Consider the following 16,210-nt stretch of genomic DNA (forward strand, 5'->3'; position numbering starts at 1 on the left):
AAAAATAAGAACAGATCTCTCTGCTCTTATTTTTATTAAATATTTTCTAATTCTATTGTTAAAATATACTTTAGCCCCTTTAAATCATGTGGAGTCTTTGTGTAAATAGTTTTTATATTTTCTTCTTTACATGCTAATTCCAAATGTTTTATTGCTATTCCTACATCCAAATCACTAAAATGCATAAGTTTTTTAGTGATTAAGTTACCAGTTTTAGCAAAGGCTTCTATTTTAGCGTCGCCTTCCATAGTAAATACCCAAGGTTGAAGATTAACCGCCGATGGAGCTACTCTAACTTTATCAAATATTTTCACCCATTTATCTTCAAAAGGTTCATATATAACTTCCTCAAGTTTTTTTCTTTTAAAAGAGCTTGACTCTTTAACATCTAATTCCTGTTCATTTTCAGGATAACCAAAAGAAATTACTATTACAGGCTTGTGATTTTCTTTTATAGTCATTACATCTTTTAATAAATTTTTCTTTATAAATCCACCTATCCAACAAGTTCCTATCCCTCTATCAGCTAGTTCTAAAACTATTTCCTCAAGCGTATATCCTATATTTTCTAGATATCCACTTTTCTCCTCTGAAGTAATTACTAAATAATGTGGGGCTTCTATCTTCCCATAACTTCCCACTATCCCCTTACTTATATCTTGAATCTTTTTACCATCTTTAATAAGTTCAATATTCATTTCTATCTTTGGATATAATCTTGGAACCTCTTTTATTAGTTTATTGATAAAATCAAAGTCTTCTTCTGAAATACTACTGTTTTTGTACTTTCTTACTGACTTTCTTCTATAAATTGCATTCTCTATATTCATTAATTATCACTCCCTTACAAATCACATTTCACTTTATAGATTATTATAACTTAAACATAGAAATTACATCCAGTGAATTTATAATAAACTTTTTTACTATAATTTAACTTAAATAAAAAGGCTACACTATCTTTTTTAAGAATAGTGTAGTCTTTTATATGGTTAATGCACTTATTTTATCCCAAATTATATTATTTAACTTTTTAATATTTATTATCTTAAAATCACTATTAACAAAGGCATGAGTAGTACTCCCTTTTGCTAAAAGTACTCCATCCTCTTCTCTTATGACTTTATAGTTAAAAATAACTTTTACTGGACTCAGGGTTTCTATCCACGTTTCTATTGTAATTAGATCCTCATATTTTGCAGGAATTATGTATTTACAATAACTTTCTGCTAAAGGCATAAGAATTCCTTGCGTTTCCATATCTTTATATGATATATCTGTTTCTTTTATAAACTCTCCTCTACCTATCTCAAACCAAGGATAATAGTTAGAGTGGTGAACAATCCCCATTTTATCTGTTTCTACATATCTTACTTTAAAAGATGTTCTATTTATGTACATAATATGCTTCCTCCAAAACTATCTTCAGTTTTTCTATACGTGCTTTATGTTTAAAGATACTTTATCTATGGCTTTTATTAGTTGATTTGCAATATCTATTTTAAATTGAGTTCCTAATTGATTTGCTTTTATATATAATATTCCTTTTTCAGTTACTCCATACAAAGGTTGTAGATTATTTAAAGCTATTGCTTTTATATCTTGAATACACTTTTCACAAGTGCATATTCCTTCGTATTTCTCTAATAAATCTGGTAACATATCATTAACCATATCTTCCATACAATTTTTAAGCATTATTGGCCTCCACATATTAAAATATACAATATTATATATTATACTATACATATCATATATTCGTAAAAGATTGTATGTACTTTATATACTTAATTTGGAATATGTTTATAAAAAACCTCTATAAATTATTAGTTTATAAAGGTTTTTAGATGTTATTTTAAATTAATAACTTCTAGTAAGCTCTTAAGTTTAGCATAAGCTAAACCTACATGTTTCTCAGAAGGCTCAACTAAATCTGGTATGATTACACATTTTATACCTCCAGCAACTGCTGCTTCTAATCCTCTTTCCGAATCCTCGAAAACAATAGCTTCCTTAGGTTCAACATCTAGCTTCCTACATACCGTTAAAAATATCTCGGGGTCTGGTTTTCCTTTTGTTACTTCATCCCCACATATTACTCTATCAAATCTATCTAATATACCAGCTATAGATAATAATCTTTCAGCTCTTTCTCTACTGCTAGATGTTGCTACAGCTTTCTTTATACCTTTTTCATCTAGAAAATCAAGAAGTTCTATAAGTCCCTCTTTTACTCCAAGGCCTTCCTCTTCTATTATCCTATTAACAACCTTGCCTTGTTCTACATATAGCTTATCAAATGGAAAGTCTTCTCCGTGTATACTTTTAAATCTATTTGATATTGAAGTTTTATTCATTCCTAAAAGTCCAAGTAAAAAATCTAAAGTTATATCATAATTATAAGTTTTCCCTATTTCCATCCATGCTCTTTTAGTAAGCATTTCTGTATCAAACATAAGCCCATCCATATCAAATATTGCTAGTTTTACTTCATTCATTTGCTACACTCCTTGCTAAAAACCTTAGTAAACTACTTTTAAATTATTATAGCATAAACCATATTTAATTATTTTCAAAATAAGATATTAAACTTTTTTTAAAAATACTATTGATTTTTTATTTATATAATAATATAATAAGAAAAACAATATTTAACTCTTAATCTATGACGAGGAGAGTAAATACATAACTTGATTTTTAGCGAGCTTGGGGATGGTGAAAGCCCAGTATGATGTATGTATCGAAGAACACCTTTGAGATGCTAACCGAAATGTAAAAAGTAGACTTAGCCGGTAGTCAACCGTTAAAATGACTAGATATAAAAACAAGTTAGAGTTTTTGTATCAATATGAGTGAGCATTAGCTAATTTAGGGTGGCACCGCGGATATCCGTTCCTATACGTAAGTATAAGGACGGTTTTTTTATTCTTACGGCTTCTAAATTTACTATGTTAACTAGGGTGGCACCGCGGAATTTTAACCGTCCCTATACCAATTTATGGTATAGAGGGCGGTTTTTTTGTTTATAAAAATATGCAATAAGTATTAAAAATTATAGGAGGCTATTAGAAAATGAAAAGAACTTATGTATGCGATGTAAAAGAAACAACTGAAGAAAGTGTCTTAGTTAAAGGGTGGGTTCATAAAATTCACGACCTTGGTAAGATAACATTTCTTCATTTAAGAGATAAAACTGGAATAATTCAACTAGTTGTTGATAAAGATGAAATTAAAGACTTAAGACTTGAAATGAGTGTTGAGGCAATTGGGGATAAAGTTGAAAATGAAAAGGCACCTGGTGGTGTAGAACTTATATCTAAAGGAATCACTGTAATTGGAAAGGCATTTTATGATAAATTACCTTTTGAAGTAAACAGCTACAAACAAAAGGCTTCATTAGAGAAACAATTGGATTACAGAAGTTTAAGTTTAAGATCGCCTAAAACAAGAGCTGTATTTAAAATTCAAGAAGAAATTGGTGATGCTTTTAGAACCTACTTAAAGGACTTAAGATTTTCTGAAATTCATACACCTAAGATAATCTCATCTAGTACTGAGGGTGGATCTGAAATGTTCACTGTTAACTACTTTAACAAACGTGCATTTTTATCACAAAGTCCACAGTTCTATAAACAAATGATGGTTGGAGCTGGATTTGAAAGAGTTTTTGAAGTAGGTCATGCATATAGAGCTGAACTTCATGGAACTTGGAGACACTTAAGTGAATATGTGAGTTTAGACGTTGAAATGGGCTTTATAAAAGATGAATATGAAGTTATGGACTTAGAAGAAGGTTTCTTAAACTATTTGTTTAAAACCCTTAAAGAAAAGTGTCCAAAAGAACTTCAAATGTATGGAATTGAACTTCCTGATAAATTGGAAATTCCTAGAATGCCATTAGCTAAAGCACAAGAAATCTTATTAGAGAAATTCAACAAAAAATCTCCAGTAGGAAATATAGATGCTGAAGGAGAAGTCCTTTTATCAAAGTATATAAAAGAAACTTACGATTGTGATTTTGTTTTCCTTACTGAATACCCAGTATCAAAGAGACCTATGTATGCAATGCCTGATAGTGAAAGACCTGAACTTACAAAAAGCTTTGATTTAATATATAAAGGTCTAGAAATTACAACTGGCGGTCAAAGAATACATGACTATGATATGTTAGCCGCAAACATCAGAAAGTTTGGTTTAAACCCAGAGGATTTTGGTTTCTATCTAGATAGTTTTAAATATGGAATGCCACCTCACGGCGGTTTTGCTATAGGCCTTGAAAGACTTACCCTAAAAATATTGGATTTAGAAAATATAAGAGAAGCTACTCTTCTACCAAGAGATTTAAAAAGATTAGAACCATAGGAGGATTGTAAAAATGAAAGTTACTGTTGAAAATGTAGAATATATTTCAAAACTAGCTAAACTTAAATTTACAGAGGAAGAAGCTGAAAAGCTTGCAGGAGAATTTGAAAGTATCTTAACTCATTTCGAAACTATAGACAAATTTGATTTAAGTGATATTGATTTGAATATTTTTTCTGAGGATTTAAAACCAGTTCTAAGAAAAGATGAAATGACGGTATTTGAGGATAAGAAGAAGTTATTCTCTAATACAAAATCTATGAGAGATACTGCAATAATGGTTCCAAAGATTATTGAATAGGTGGTGAATATAAATGCAAATTGAATTATTACAAGCAAATGAAATTAGAGAAAGTATTATAGCTAGACGCTTTACTGCTGTTGAAGTAGTAACAGCTCTATTTGATAGAATTAAAGAAGTTGAACCTAAGGTTCAAGCTTATATAACGCTTTGCGAAGAAAAAGCTTTAGAAAGAGCTAAGGAAGTTGATGAAAAAATTGCAGCTGGTGAACCTGTCGGAAGACTTGCTGGAGTTCCTATCGCTATAAAAGATAATATTTGTACTGATGGTACATTAACTACTTGTGCATCAAAAATGCTTGGAGACTTTGTTCCTCCTTATGATGCTACAGTTATAAAAAAGCTTCTTAAAGAAGATGCCATAATAATAGGTAAAACTAATATGGATGAGTTCGCTATGGGTTCTTCTACAGAAAACTCTTCCTTTAAGACAACAAAAAATCCATGGGATTTAACTAGAGTTCCTGGTGGTTCATCTGGTGGTTCTGCCGCTGTTGTTGCTGCTGGTTTATCTCCTATTTCTTTAGGATCAGATACTGGTGGCTCTATAAGACAACCAGCTGCTTTTTGTGGTGTTGTAGGCTTTAAACCAACCTATGGAATAGTATCAAGATTTGGTCTTATAGCTTTTGGTTCTTCTTTAGATCAAATAGGACCATTCTCTAAATCTGTTACAGATGCAGCTTTAACTTTAGAAGTTATTCAAGGAGAAGATTCTCTTGATTCAACTTCTTATAAAGGTGAAATAAAAAGTGATTATTTAAGCACTTTAGCTGATGGTGTTAAAGGAATGAAGATAGGAGTTCCTAAAGAATTTTTCCAAAGCAGTCTTGATGAAGAAATCAGTGATTCAATAAAACAATCTATACAAGTGTTAAAGGATCTTGGTGCTGAGGTTAGTGAGATGTCTCTTCCTATAACTGAAGAAGGACTGTCTGCATACTATATAATCTCTTCTGCTGAAGCTAGTTCTAACTTAGCTAGATTTGATGGCGTAAGATACGGTTACAGACCTGAAGAATTTTCAAACATTGATGATTTAATGGTTAAAAGTAGAACTGAAGCTTTTGGTAAAGAGGTTAAAAGAAGAATAATGCTTGGAACTTACGCTTTATCTTCTGGATACTATGATGCTTACTACAACAGAGCTCACAAACTAAAAAAGAAAATTAAAGAAGAGTTTAAGAAAGCTTTTGATGAATATGATGTAATCTTAAGTCCTACTACTCCTACTGTTGCATTTAAATGTGGAGAAAAATCTGAAGATCCATTATCAATGTATCTTGCCGATATTTACACAGTTAATGCAAACCTTGCTGGTATTCCTGCAATTTCAATTCCTTGTGCTTTAAGCAAAGAAGGATTACCAATAGGACTTCAAATACTTGGGCCTCACTTTGGTGAAGAAAAAATATTAAAAACAGCTTATGCTTTAGAGCAAGAACTAAAAGTATCTACTCTAGCACCAGTGCAATAAAGAAAGGAAGGATATATTATGAGTTTTGAAACAGTCATAGGTCTTGAAATACATGCCGAACTAAAAACAAAATCTAAAATATTCTGCTCCTGCTCTACTGAGTTTGGTGCAGAGCCTAATAAAAACACTTGCCCTATATGCTTAGGATTACCTGGAACTCTTCCTGTACTTAATGAAGAAGTGGTTAACTATGCAATAAAAGCAGGGACTTCATTAAACTGTGAAATTAATAAACTAAATAAAATGGATAGAAAAAACTACTTCTACCCTGACCTTCCAAAGGCCTTCCAAACTTCTCAATTTGACTTGCCTATCTGCAGCGGTGGTCATGTTGATATTGAAGTAGGTGGAAAAACAAAAAGAGTTCAATTAAACAGAATTCATATAGAAGAAGATGCAGGTAAATTAATTCACCTTGATGATGACGGCATCTCTCTAATTGACTATAACCGTGTAGGGGTTCCGCTTATTGAAATAGTATCTGAACCAGATATGCGTTCACCTGAAGAAGCTGTAACTTTCTTAAGAACTTTAAGATCCATTCTTCAATATGCAGATGTATCAGATTGTAGAATGGAACAAGGTTCAATAAGATGTGATGCTAACATTTCTATAAGAAGATTTGGTGAAGATGTTCTAAACACTAAAGTTGAAATTAAAAACATCAACTCTTTTAAAGAACTTCAAAAAGCATTAGAAAAAGAAGAAAAACGTCAAAGAGAGCTTTACACCTATGGCGAAGAATATAAAATAAAACAAGAAACTAGAAGATGGGATAATGGAAAAGGAAAAACTATTCCTATGAGAAGTAAAGAAGATGCTCATGATTACAGATACTTCCCTGAACCAGATCTAGTTCCAATAATAATCCAGGAAGAACAAATAGAAAGTATAAAAGCAACTCTTCCCGAAATGCCAAGAGTTAAAAAAGAAAGATTTATTAAAAGCTATGGACTATCAGAGAAAGAAGTTGGGATCATAATAGATGATAAGGTTCTATCTTCTTTCTATGAGGAAACTGTTTCCTTAGGTGCTAACCCTAAATCTGTAGCTAACTGGGTACTTGGAGATATGTTAAGACTTCTAAAAGAGGTTGATGGAGATTCTTCTGAAGGAATTACTTCTATATCTTTAGATCCTAAAGCACTATTTGATCTTATCAAAATAATTGAAGCTGGAACTATAAGTACAACAGTTGGTAAAGAAGTATTTGAAGAAATGTTCAAAACTGGTGCTTCTCCAGATGAAATAGTAAAAGCTAAAGGACTTTCTCAAATAAGTGATAGTTCAGAACTTGAACAATTAATAATAGAAGTTTTGGATAACAACCCACAATCCATAGCTGATTTCTCCTCTGGAAAACCTCAAGCAGCTGGATTCTTAATGGGACAAATAATGAAAGCTTCAAAGGGTAAAGCAAATCCTAAACTTGCAAAAGAGCTTTTAGATGAGAAACTAAAAGAAAGATGTTCCTAAAAAATAAGGTTGGTGCCTATACGCATCAACCTTATTTTTATTCTTTTCTAAATACAGAGTACTCCTTGTTATCCATAGGAGAAGTTTGGAAAAAAAGTTTAATACCTTTTTCCTGAATAAAGCGTATATACTTTATCTCTTTAGCAGAAAAAAAGTCAGAAAGCTTCTTTATAACTATGCGACTTGCTGGATAAGGAATTTGAATTTCATTTACTTTAAATCCTGCTTCAACAGCATCCTTAGCAACTTCTAAATCTTTAAATATAACCATTAAATTACGTTTTGTACTGCTATCATTTTCTATAAAATCTAGTAGTTCTTTTATAGAAAAAATCTTAACTTTCATTGGCTCTGGAAGACATAGCTGCATTACTTTAATAATGAAAGGGTCATTGCTATAACTTGGATCTACTATTACCACATAGTTAGCATTTAAAAACTGATTCCAGTTTAAAGCTACTGTGGCATGCAATAATCTTTTATCAATACGTGCAAGCTTAATTTTTGTGCTCATATTTTTTCACCAACCTGTTTCTGTCTTTGATATTCCTTCAATGTATTGGCAATTAATACCATCAAGAACTTTCCTTTAAAATCTCCCCTAATATCAATATTAAAGACTTGTTCGTACTTCTTAAGTTTATAAATTAAAGTATTCTTATGTAAAAATAAATCATCTGCAGTCTGAGTAATATTGTAATCATTTATAAGTAATTGATTTGCAATACTAGTAAATTCGTCAATATCTATCCCTTTTCCTCTATCACTATAAAAATCAAAAATATTTCTTGCATCATCTAAATGAATTTTGGAAACAAAATATTCAAATAAATAATCCGTAAAGAATACTGGTTCATCCACTTGATAATTTATATTCTTTTCAATCCACAAGCAATTTTGGTAACTTACACTATACTGCCTAAGTTTATCCTGCATAGATCCTACCATATAATAGCACCCTTGCAATCCCCAATCTTGCAAGCTTCTAATATACTTCTTAAAGTATCTTTTAGCTTCAACATTATCTAAACCAGTTGGCATGTCTTTAAACAATATCAGACTTTTATTATTGAGTAGTGAATATATCAACTGCTTGCTATCGGCTCTTAATTTAAGACGCATAACTTCATCTAAGTTATGCCCTTTTTTATTAACAATATATATAGCCGCCCTGGTTTTATTTTCATCAATTCCTAACTGATTGATTAACTCTAAAATATTATTTAAATCAAACTGCTCTTCATTGAGCAAATATTTAATTAATTCATCGTCCTTAGTAACTTTTTGCTTTAAAGAACTATTGTTTATCTCATACATTAGCCGTGTTGTTAAAGAGTCTATAAGAAGACTACTTATCATCTTAAGATTCTCATCCTCACCTTCAACCCAAATGTATCCATACTTTTCACTTTTAACTCTAATAGCATAAAATACATTATTAGAATTAGAGTCATCTACATTAAAACATTTTCCTATATATTCTTCCTTACTGCAAGAAATAACTCTACCTGCTTCATTCAATAGCCCTATAGTATATTTTTTATTTTCTTGAACAACACTAATAAACTCTTTAAAAATATCAACTAACATCATATTTTTTGCCTCTCTTATTCTGGTTAATTAATATTTTAGCACATTTACATAAAATTAAAGAAATTAGTTTTTAAGACCTTTCATAATCGCTTATTTGCTCTAATCTTCTTGTATGGTGCTTTCCTATAAATATTGTATTTAACCATATATAAATTATCATAAAAGCAAGCTCTTCTCCTATAACTCTTCCCCCTAAACATAGTTTCTAATATACTTAAATTGATTCAGATTTTAATAGAACAACCACTATTAAAATCTGAATCAATTAACAGTCTATAATTTATAATAATTTAGCATTTTTTTAATTTTTTCATCAACTTCTTGATTTACTTCTCTAACAGGTTTTCTTGCAGGTCCTACTTCTGCTATATTAGCTAGTTCTACTGATCTTTTCATTATTGATGGAACTGTTCCTAATTTTAAAACATCTCTTAAAACATCAATATCTGCTTGCAATTTTTTAGCTTCATCAACAGCATTTGTTTTAAGTGCCTTATCAAGCTTTACTAAAACTTCTGTTATAACATTACTAGTGCCTGCTATTGCTCCAGTAGCTCCTAAACTATAACCTTCTGAAATCTTAGAATCTGACCCTACTAATACATTGAACTCTTTGCCCCTACCAGCTTCAATATATCCTTTTAAATTTTCTAGTTCTCCACTACTATCTTTAATAGCTTTAATATTATCTATTTCTGCTAAACGTTCAGCTACCTCTTTTGAAATATTGCCTCCTGTTAATTTAGGAATATTATATAATACAATTGGAATTTTTACGGAATCAGCAACATCCTTAAAATGATTATATAATTCTTCATCGTTAGGTTTTATAAAGTATGGACTTATAACTGAAAGGGCATCTGCACCCACTTCCTCCATTTTTTTAGATAAACGTATAGTTTCTTTTGTTGAACATGCACCAGTTCCTACAAAAACAGGAACTCTATGATTAACTATTTCTATTACTTTCTTAGCAAATTCAACTTTCTCTTCTTCATCTATAACGTGAAACTCACCATTACTTCCTAAAATAAAGATTCCATTAACACCTTTTTCTATTAAGTGGTTTATTAAGTCCTCAGTAGCTTTATAATTAATTGATTGTTCTTTGTCACGATTAAATGCTGTAACAATTGGTGTAATAATTCCTTCAAACATAACTTTCCTCCTAAATTTTAAACATATTTTACTCTATGAAATGTAGAAACTAATCAAGCATACTATTAGTATGAACTCCACTTTCTCTTAAGTTATTTATACAATTCTCAACTGCTTGTTTTACGTCTATCTCTTCAGCATTTGATGTATTAATATAGAGATCTATTAACATAGGTAAGTTTAAACCTGTTATAACATTATGATTATATGACCTTGTTAAAGCAGTAAGCACATTACATGGTGTTCCTCCATATAAATCTACTAAAGCTATTGTCTCGCCTTCTAATTCAGCTAATATATCCTTAACTTGCTGCATAAATTCTTCAAAAGACATTTCGGGTAATAAGGATACTGCTCTAACATTCTCCATTTTACCAACTATCATTTCTGCTGATTTAATGATTTCTTCACCAAATCTTCCATGGGTTCCAATTATAATATTTAAATTTGCCATAAAAACTCCTACTCTCTTTCCATTTCTCTTATACTTTTACCAAGACTTCCACCTGGATGCCACTTTAGGTACTTATCTAAATCTAACTTTTTCTCTTTTTGTAATACTATACTTAGGCACTGAAGAATCAATAGCTCCGATAAAATAGATGCTCGTGGTGGTTTGTTTAAGCTATCACCTTCTATATTTACATGAGCTACTAAACATACTTCTGAATGCTTAGCTAACCATGATTCACTATTTCCTGTACAACTAATAATACGAGCTCCATTCATAGTTAGAGTCTCTATAGTTGACTTTAACTCCACAGTTTCTCCACTATTAGATATAGCAATAACTACATCTCCAGCTTTAACTTGACCACTTGAACCATGAACAGCTTCTGTACCATGTAATTCGTAAGCACTTGTCCCTGTACTAGATAGTAAAGAAGCAATATATCCAGCTACATATGATGGTTTGCCTATTCCTGTAACATGAACACGCCCTCCAACTTTCTCGCTTTCTAATATTATTTCAGCAGCTTTTTTTACACTTTCTATATCAATGTTATCTAGGTTTTCACCAAACTCTTTTTTAATATTAGTTAAAAAATCTTGTATTTCACTATACATTCTCTCACCAACTAACCTAATAAATTTTGTAGTATAATTTCAGTCGACATTTCACAAGTTCTTTTTTCTGATTCTATTGTTCTTGCCGCTGTATGAGGTGTTAAGATGAAATTATCTAAAGCAAGTAATTTATCGTCTTCTGTAGGCGGCTCAGTACTATATACATCAAAGTAAGCTGAACGAATTTCCTTGTTAATTAAAGCTTCATATAAAGCCTCTTCATCAACAATTCCGCCCCTTGCTGCATTAATTAAACAAGCATCATTCTTCATTTTCTTAAACTCTTCTGTAGAAAGCATATTCTTAGTAGATTCTAAAAGAGGTACATGTAAAGATACATAGTCACTTTCAGAAATAATTTCTTCAAAAGATTTCTTTTCCACATTAAACTCTTTTGCAGTTTCATCTGTAATTTCAAAAGCATCATAGGCATATACTTTCATACCTAATCCATTTGCAAAGTTTGCAATGTGTTTTCCAATCATTCCAAATCCTATAATTCCAATTGTTTTCCCGCTAACCTCTTGACCTGTAGGCTTGTTCCATTTATGTTCTTTAACTTCTTTAGCTGTATTATAGAGATTTTTAGCATCTGCAAACATTAATGCTACTACATGTTCTGCAACAGCTTTAGAATTAGATCCAACTGTTCTTCCAACAATAATTCCTTTTTCTTTTGCATAATCTACATCTATGTTATCCGTTCCAACTCCGAATTTACATACAACCTTTAAATTGGGACACTTATCAATTAATTCTTTGTCAATTATATCTACCCCAACAATAATTGCATCTGCATCATAAGCTAAATTATAAAATTCTTCTTTTGTGTATGCCTTTCCAGTATTATTATAATGAACCTCTAACCCCTTAGATTCCATATATCTAACTTTATCTAATCCATAATTAGCAAACCCTCTAGGAGTAATTAAAACTTTCATACCTTTCACTACCTTTCTAACTTAACGTCATATATGCTGCTTAAACATAAAGCAAATTCATATATAGTTATGAATTTGCTTTATGTATCTAAAACTATATAATTCCAAAGAATGTTAAAATTAAAGCCATTATCATAGTAAAAACAATTATACGTAAGTATCTTGGTCCTCTTTTAGTAATATAGAAATACATTCCTAGAACTAAAGTAAATGGTAATAACTTTGGAACCATACCATCTAAAATGCTTTGTAAAGATACTTCTGCCGCTGAACTACTTGTAAATGTCCAAATGGTTTTAAATGAAACATATGATGAAGACAAACACCCAATCATAAATAAGCCAACTATACTAGCAATATCAATAACTTTTTTTATCTTCCCTGAATGTAGGATTTCAAGAACTGCATTTTTTCCTAACTTATAACCTTTATTTATTAGAAACCATGAATATCCATATGACCATGCTAAATAAATAAGTGCTGGTATAAAAGCTGCAACAACCGAGCCATTAAGTGCCATAGGAACAAATATAGCAAGCGGAATCGTAGCTACTATTCCTTGGTCAACACTATCCCCAATTCCTGCTAATGGTCCCATAAGACCTATCTTTAATGATTGAATCATATCTGGAGTAATATTTTCATTGCCTAAAGCTCTTTGCTCTTCAAGAGAAATAACTATTCCATGAATAAGGCTTCCCCAGTCACAATTAGTATTAAACATTGATGTATGACGTTTCATAGCTTCCTTAAGTTCCTCTGGATTATCTTTATAAACTTTTCTTAGTATCTTATTTAATGAATACCCAAAAGCTAGTGCTTGCATTCTATCAAAACTTACAGGAACTTCAACTGCTAAATTCCATTTCCACCAAGCTTTAAATAAATCCATTTTTGTAACTATTGTTTTTTGTTCTACTGTATTCTCAACTGCTTGACTCATATTAATTCTCCTTCCTCATTTTGTTTAAATAAAGAAACTATTAGTGCTATACATAAAGCAATAATTGCCCCTGTTAGCATAGAAAATCCTGAAATAGCATGTATGAAGAAACCTAATACGAAAAATGGTATGTATTGCTTCTTACCCATAACTACTAATGTCAAAGCAAATCCTAGTGCTGGTAACATTGCTCCAGCATTTGCAAGTCCATTCATAAACCAAGTTGGTATTGCTTGAATAAATGCTTGTATTACGCTTGGACCATAAAGAGTAGCAATAAAAACTGGTGTAAAATACAGAACTCCATTTGTTAACCATGGTAATAAAAATGAGAAAGTAGATAGTTTGTCATACTCCCCTGCTTCTACAAATGCATCGGCCTTAGTATTATAAAAAGAATTAATTGTACGACGAAGGTTGTTAATTAAAACACCTAAAACTCCAAATGGAACAGCAATTGCTATTGCTGCAGCTGGATCTAAGTTATTAATAATTGCGGCCGGAATTGCAATACAAGAAGCTAGTCCCAAGTCATTTGGAATATTTCCTCCAGCTTCAATACCCCCCATGTACATTAATTGGATTGTAGCACCATATATAAGTCCTGTTTGAACATCTCCAAAAACTAATCCAATGAAAACACCTAAAATAATTGGTTTACGGAATGCATATGAGAAGAAGTATTGAGCTCTTCCCATTGAAATCCAATAAAGCAAACCTACTAATGCAGCTTTAATAATCATTTATTTTTCCCCCTCTTTTTTAATTAAAGTCTTGTAATAACCTTTTGTAATGCCTCCGATGGGTAATCAGGAGTAGTCTGAAAATAAATATTGATTCCCATTTTTTCAAGGTCTAATAATGTATTAGCATCTTTTTGGTCTAATGTAACTGCATTATGGACAGCTTTTCTACCAGCTCCTCCTCCTAGTCCTCCTATTTGCACTTCCTTTAGATCTAAACCTGCTCTTATAGCATTATCTAATTCTTGTACACTTTTAAACAAAACCATTACTCTATTTTTTTCAAACTCACTATTTTGTTGAGCTTTTACTGCATCCTCAACTGATAAAATTCTAATCTTTACTCCTTTTGGTGCAGCCATCTTAAACACATCTTGCATAAAATCGTCATGGCTTAATGCCGTATCTATAGTAACGATTTCATTGATTTGACACTGAGTTAACCACCTAGTGATTACCTGTCCATGAATTAATCTAAAGTCTATTCTTGTTAAAGCTATACTCATAATAGCCCTCCTTTCTTGTATGAGTTTATTATAATACAATCGTTTTCTATAAATAAATGTTCGACAACCACAAAAAGGAGAGCTCATTTTCATTCAAAGTACCAAAGTTAAAATCTATATCTTTGTTCTAAAAGACTAGTTTAAAGAATAACTATATAAACTAAAAATTCCCCCTAACATAACAATTAGAAGGAATTTTCAAGACTCATTTATTAATTATTCTTATTACGATATTCTGTAATTATAGATTTAATTTTAGATGCATTTTCTGCGATCTTCTCTGATGTCCCTTGTGTTAATAATCCACCAAACCCACAAAGATCAACGCCATTTTCTAACCATACATGGAGATTGTCTAAAGTAATTCCTCCACTAGCTAGAATAGGCATATTAGGAATAGGTGTTTTAAATACTTTAACTAACTTTGATCCATAAAAATCTGAAATAGGAAAAGCTTTTATAAAAGACGCCCCCATACTTAAAGCATCAATAGCCTCAGTAAGAGAAGTACATCCTGGTGCATATGGAATTTGATATCTGTTGCACACCTTTGCTGTTTCTGGGCAGTAATTTGGTGCAATAATAAACTTAGCTCCTTTTAATATAGCATGTCTAGCTGTTTCAGGATCTAAAACTGTTCCTGCTCCTACACACAAATCATCTCCATACTTTTTAACTAAACCTTCAATAATATCTCCGGCATTGTTTAATGTAAAGCTCATTTCCATAACTGGAACTCCACCTTTTATACATCCATCAGCTATCTCACAAGCTCTTTCAATAGTCTCTGCTCTAACTATAGCAAGAGCAACAGATTCATACATTCGATTTAAAATATCCATTTTTTTCATCACAATTCACCCCTTACCTATTATTTTATAGGTTCCATCTAAATTCACAATGGTACAGCAAACCAATTATATTTTGTTATTTTGTTATATTAAACGAATTTTTAAACACTTTTATTTACTGTTATCAATCTTATATCCTTTATTGACTAAAACTATAGTCAAATATATAATGTAATAGTAAAAAACAGTAAACAGGAGTTTATTTATGCAATATTTAAAAGAAGATGTAAGAGACGCTATCCTAGGCGCAGCCATGAAAGAATTTAGAGAAAAAAGCTTTCTTGAAGCTTCTATGAGATCTATCGCAAAAACCTCTGGTGTGACTGTTGGAAATATTTATAGATATTTTAAAAATAAAGATGATTTGTTTAATTACATAATGGATCCTGTATGGAATGAAGTAACTAAACTAATCTACATTGATTTTAACAGCAATAATGCAGATTTTCAGATTTCTGAAATGGTATCTGCTATTATGGATATTTATAAAAAATATGATATAGAGTTATATATCTTATTAAACAATAGCAGAGGCTCAAAATATGAAAATGTAAAAAAAGAGCTTGTGGATTTAATCTATAAGCGTACTTGTAATGAGTTGCTTCCTACTTTACAAACAGAAAATAAAGAACTAAATGATATGTTTATTCTTAAAGTTATTTCTAATCTAATAGTTGATGGATACTTTTTAATAGTAACTGAAGTAGGAAACGATATAGAAAGAATTAATGAACTTTCTCACCAACTGCTTAATATAATAATAAAAGATGTTCATAAAAGGATATAGTGTA

General features: G+C 31.0%; 19 protein-coding genes, 1 pseudogene and 1 other annotated feature. Of the genes and pseudogenes, 5 read left to right on the forward strand and 15 right to left on the reverse strand.

The genetic code is table 11. The features are described from left to right. Positions 1-35 precede the first annotated feature (35 nt). The 4 genes from B3N22_RS00200 to B3N22_RS00215 all read right to left on the reverse strand — a co-directional run bounded on the left by B3N22_RS00200 (position 36) and on the right by B3N22_RS00215 (position 2,498). Positions 36-830 (reverse strand): nitroreductase family protein, encoded by a 795-nt coding sequence (locus B3N22_RS00200; RefSeq protein WP_286903936.1) that lies wholly within the window; start codon positions 828-830, stop codon positions 36-38. A 154-nt stretch (positions 831-984) separates the two neighbouring features. Continuing rightward, the gene (locus B3N22_RS00205; RefSeq protein ID WP_286903937.1) at positions 985-1,401 is read right to left on the reverse strand and encodes an acyl-CoA thioesterase; all 417 of its coding nucleotides are present in this window, start codon (positions 1,399-1,401) and stop codon (positions 985-987) included. A 33-nt stretch (positions 1,402-1,434) separates the two neighbouring features. Next, the gene (locus B3N22_RS00210; RefSeq protein WP_073022278.1) at positions 1,435-1,698 is read right to left on the reverse strand and encodes a late competence development ComFB family protein; all 264 of its coding nucleotides are present in this window, start codon (positions 1,696-1,698) and stop codon (positions 1,435-1,437) included. 152 nt (positions 1,699-1,850) lie between these two features. After that, positions 1,851-2,498 carry an HAD family hydrolase gene (locus B3N22_RS00215; RefSeq protein ID WP_286903940.1) on the reverse strand — a complete coding sequence of 216 codons (648 nt, stop codon included), beginning with the start codon at positions 2,496-2,498 and terminating at the stop codon, positions 1,851-1,853. A gap of 158 nt (positions 2,499-2,656) precedes the next feature. Then, positions 2,657-2,900: a binding site (T-box leader), on the forward strand. Between the two features lie 172 nt (positions 2,901-3,072). Between B3N22_RS00215 and aspS the strand changes: the two genes are divergently transcribed. From aspS to gatB, 4 genes are read left to right on the forward strand one after another with little or no spacing between them, the layout of a single operon-like run. After that, on the forward strand, positions 3,073-4,362 hold the full coding sequence (aspS, locus tag B3N22_RS00220) for an aspartate--tRNA(Asn) ligase (RefSeq protein WP_286903942.1): 1,290 nt from the start codon (positions 3,073-3,075) through the stop codon (positions 4,360-4,362). Positions 4,363-4,375: 13 nt separating this feature from the next. After that, positions 4,376-4,663, forward strand: coding sequence for an Asp-tRNA(Asn)/Glu-tRNA(Gln) amidotransferase subunit GatC (gene gatC, locus B3N22_RS00225; protein WP_286903944.1), 288 nt, complete (start codon positions 4,376-4,378; stop codon positions 4,661-4,663). 13 nt (positions 4,664-4,676) lie between these two features. Continuing rightward, positions 4,677-6,140: an Asp-tRNA(Asn)/Glu-tRNA(Gln) amidotransferase subunit GatA gene (gene gatA / locus B3N22_RS00230; protein WP_286903946.1), complete on the forward strand. Its 1,464-nt coding sequence runs from the start codon at positions 4,677-4,679 to the stop codon at positions 6,138-6,140. An 18-nt stretch (positions 6,141-6,158) separates the two neighbouring features. Further along, positions 6,159-7,616, forward strand: coding sequence for an Asp-tRNA(Asn)/Glu-tRNA(Gln) amidotransferase subunit GatB (gatB, locus tag B3N22_RS00235; protein ID WP_073022274.1), 1,458 nt, complete (start codon positions 6,159-6,161; stop codon positions 7,614-7,616). Positions 7,617-7,653: 37 nt separating this feature from the next. Here the strand turns inward: gatB and B3N22_RS00240 are convergent, their stop codons facing one another. From B3N22_RS00240 to B3N22_RS00290, 11 genes and pseudogenes are all read right to left on the reverse strand, one after another. Beyond that, entirely contained in the window at positions 7,654-8,130 is a 477-nt protein-coding gene (locus B3N22_RS00240; protein ID WP_286903947.1) for a PTS sugar transporter subunit IIB, read from the reverse strand. Beyond that, complete coding sequence (locus B3N22_RS00245; RefSeq protein ID WP_286903949.1) at positions 8,127-9,209, reverse strand: PucR family transcriptional regulator; 1,083 nt, start codon at positions 9,207-9,209, stop codon at positions 8,127-8,129. Before B3N22_RS00245 ends, B3N22_RS00240 begins: the two co-directional genes overlap by 4 nt. Before the next feature lie 70 nt (positions 9,210-9,279). Further along, a pseudogene (locus B3N22_RS00250) lies at positions 9,280-9,399 on the reverse strand (ribose-5-phosphate isomerase); the annotation flags it as partial. 83 nt (positions 9,400-9,482) lie between these two features. Next, positions 9,483-10,367: a 4-hydroxy-tetrahydrodipicolinate synthase gene (gene dapA / locus B3N22_RS00255; RefSeq protein ID WP_286903951.1), complete on the reverse strand. Its 885-nt coding sequence runs from the start codon at positions 10,365-10,367 to the stop codon at positions 9,483-9,485. Between the two features lie 49 nt (positions 10,368-10,416). Continuing rightward, complete coding sequence (locus B3N22_RS00260; protein ID WP_021803244.1) at positions 10,417-10,821, reverse strand: PTS sugar transporter subunit IIA; 405 nt, start codon at positions 10,819-10,821, stop codon at positions 10,417-10,419. An 8-nt stretch (positions 10,822-10,829) separates the two neighbouring features. Next, positions 10,830-11,435: an SIS domain-containing protein gene (locus B3N22_RS00265; protein WP_286903955.1), complete on the reverse strand. Its 606-nt coding sequence runs from the start codon at positions 11,433-11,435 to the stop codon at positions 10,830-10,832. Positions 11,436-11,446: 11 nt separating this feature from the next. Next, positions 11,447-12,376: a phosphoglycerate dehydrogenase gene (locus B3N22_RS00270; protein WP_286903956.1), complete on the reverse strand. Its 930-nt coding sequence runs from the start codon at positions 12,374-12,376 to the stop codon at positions 11,447-11,449. Between the two features lie 94 nt (positions 12,377-12,470). Continuing rightward, complete coding sequence (locus B3N22_RS00275; protein ID WP_286903958.1) at positions 12,471-13,319, reverse strand: PTS system mannose/fructose/sorbose family transporter subunit IID; 849 nt, start codon at positions 13,317-13,319, stop codon at positions 12,471-12,473. Beyond that, positions 13,316-14,062 (reverse strand): PTS mannose/fructose/sorbose/N-acetylgalactosamine transporter subunit IIC, encoded by a 747-nt coding sequence (locus tag B3N22_RS00280; RefSeq protein WP_073022267.1) that lies wholly within the window; start codon positions 14,060-14,062, stop codon positions 13,316-13,318. Before B3N22_RS00280 ends, B3N22_RS00275 begins: the two co-directional genes overlap by 4 nt. A 23-nt stretch (positions 14,063-14,085) precedes the next feature. Further along, a complete protein-coding gene (locus tag B3N22_RS00285) occupies positions 14,086-14,568 on the reverse strand; it encodes a PTS sugar transporter subunit IIB (protein WP_073022266.1) in 483 nt (160 codons plus the stop codon). 212 nt (positions 14,569-14,780) lie between these two features. Continuing rightward, on the reverse strand, positions 14,781-15,419 hold the full coding sequence (locus tag B3N22_RS00290; protein WP_286903961.1) for a beta/alpha barrel domain-containing protein: 639 nt from the start codon (positions 15,417-15,419) through the stop codon (positions 14,781-14,783). Between the two features lie 205 nt (positions 15,420-15,624). Between B3N22_RS00290 and B3N22_RS00295 the strand changes: the two genes are divergently transcribed. Further along, on the forward strand, positions 15,625-16,206 hold the full coding sequence (locus B3N22_RS00295) for a TetR/AcrR family transcriptional regulator (protein WP_286903963.1): 582 nt from the start codon (positions 15,625-15,627) through the stop codon (positions 16,204-16,206). Positions 16,207-16,210: the final 4 nt, after the last annotated feature.

The organism is Clostridium sp. UBA1652, from assembly GCF_002320975.1.
GTDB lineage: Bacteria > Bacillota > Clostridia > Clostridiales > Clostridiaceae > Clostridium_T > Clostridium_T intestinale.

Bases quoted from the DNA above. Each gene is read 5' to 3' on its own strand.
- B3N22_RS00200 (WP_286903936.1), bottom strand. From the start codon at position 830: ATGAATATAGAGAATGCAATTTATAGAAGAAAGTCAGTAAGAAAGTAC.
- B3N22_RS00205 (WP_286903937.1), bottom strand. From the start codon at position 1,401: ATGTACATAAATAGAACATCTTTTAAAGTAAGATATGTAGAAACAGAT.
- B3N22_RS00210 (WP_073022278.1), bottom strand. From the start codon at position 1,698: ATGCTTAAAAATTGTATGGAAGATATGGTTAATGATATGTTACCAGAT.
- B3N22_RS00215 (WP_286903940.1), bottom strand. From the start codon at position 2,498: ATGAATGAAGTAAAACTAGCAATATTTGATATGGATGGGCTTATGTTT.
- aspS (WP_286903942.1), top strand. From the start codon at position 3,073: ATGAAAAGAACTTATGTATGCGATGTAAAAGAAACAACTGAAGAAAGT.
- gatC (WP_286903944.1), top strand. From the start codon at position 4,376: ATGAAAGTTACTGTTGAAAATGTAGAATATATTTCAAAACTAGCTAAA.
- gatA (WP_286903946.1), top strand. From the start codon at position 4,677: ATGCAAATTGAATTATTACAAGCAAATGAAATTAGAGAAAGTATTATA.
- gatB (WP_073022274.1), top strand. From the start codon at position 6,159: ATGAGTTTTGAAACAGTCATAGGTCTTGAAATACATGCCGAACTAAAA.
- B3N22_RS00240 (WP_286903947.1), bottom strand. From the start codon at position 8,130: ATGAGCACAAAAATTAAGCTTGCACGTATTGATAAAAGATTATTGCAT.
- B3N22_RS00245 (WP_286903949.1), bottom strand. From the start codon at position 9,209: ATGATGTTAGTTGATATTTTTAAAGAGTTTATTAGTGTTGTTCAAGAA.
- dapA (WP_286903951.1), bottom strand. From the start codon at position 10,367: ATGTTTGAAGGAATTATTACACCAATTGTTACAGCATTTAATCGTGAC.
- B3N22_RS00260 (WP_021803244.1), bottom strand. From the start codon at position 10,821: ATGGCAAATTTAAATATTATAATTGGAACCCATGGAAGATTTGGTGAA.
- B3N22_RS00265 (WP_286903955.1), bottom strand. From the start codon at position 11,435: ATGTATAGTGAAATACAAGATTTTTTAACTAATATTAAAAAAGAGTTT.
- B3N22_RS00270 (WP_286903956.1), bottom strand. From the start codon at position 12,376: ATGAAAGTTTTAATTACTCCTAGAGGGTTTGCTAATTATGGATTAGAT.
- B3N22_RS00275 (WP_286903958.1), bottom strand. From the start codon at position 13,319: ATGAGTCAAGCAGTTGAGAATACAGTAGAACAAAAAACAATAGTTACA.
- B3N22_RS00280 (WP_073022267.1), bottom strand. From the start codon at position 14,062: ATGATTATTAAAGCTGCATTAGTAGGTTTGCTTTATTGGATTTCAATG.
- B3N22_RS00285 (WP_073022266.1), bottom strand. From the start codon at position 14,568: ATGAGTATAGCTTTAACAAGAATAGACTTTAGATTAATTCATGGACAG.
- B3N22_RS00290 (WP_286903961.1), bottom strand. From the start codon at position 15,419: ATGAAAAAAATGGATATTTTAAATCGAATGTATGAATCTGTTGCTCTT.
- B3N22_RS00295 (WP_286903963.1), top strand. From the start codon at position 15,625: ATGCAATATTTAAAAGAAGATGTAAGAGACGCTATCCTAGGCGCAGCC.